This window comes from Sphingomonas yabuuchiae, assembly GCF_001477495.1.
GTDB lineage: Bacteria > Pseudomonadota > Alphaproteobacteria > Sphingomonadales > Sphingomonadaceae > Sphingomonas > Sphingomonas yabuuchiae_A.
Genome location: NZ_LDTF01000155.1, coordinates 1 through 502, shown reverse-complemented (window position 1 = coordinate 502; position 502 = coordinate 1). Strand labels below are relative to the sequence as shown.

Sequence of the window (502 nt, the reverse complement as noted above, 5' to 3'; positions counted from 1 at the left end):
CGCTGGCCATCCATCTGTCGATCCACAATCTGGCGAAGGTGGTGGCCGCTCTGACCCCGCATTACGGTGCCGATTGCCCGGTCGCGATCGTCTGGCGTGCCAGTTGGCCCGAACAGCGGATCGTCCGCGCGACACTGTCCACCATCGAAGAGGCCGCCGCCGATGGCCCCGAGCGGACCGCGCTGATCCTGGTCGGCCGTGTGCTCGCCCCAAGCGATTTCGCCGAGAGCCGTCTGTATGCGGAAGGCTATGACCGCCGCTATCGTCCCGGAAACAGCCTGACATGACGCCGGGCCTGATGATCGCCGCGCCCGCCTCGGGCACCGGCAAGACGACAGTGATGCTGGGGCTGCTCCGCACGTTTCGCGATGCGGGGCTGGCGGTGCAGCCGTTCAAGAGCGGTCCCGATTATATCGATCCCGCTTTCCACCGCGCGGCGTGCGGGCGGGCCTCATTCAACCTCGACGGCTGGGCGATGCCCGCCGCGCTGCTTGACACGCTC

1 protein-coding gene and 1 pseudogene are annotated in these 502 nt (G+C 67.7%); both read left to right on the top strand.

Annotated elements, in window-relative coordinates; all coding sequences use genetic code 11:
• The coding region (locus NS355_RS17785; RefSeq protein ID WP_244489748.1) for an SAM-dependent methyltransferase at positions 1-287 on the top strand (287 nt) is incomplete at its 5' end.
• Positions 284-502: pseudogene (locus tag NS355_RS17780) on the top strand (cobyrinate a,c-diamide synthase); the annotation flags it as partial. The gene NS355_RS17785 and the pseudogene NS355_RS17780, both read left to right, overlap by 4 nt.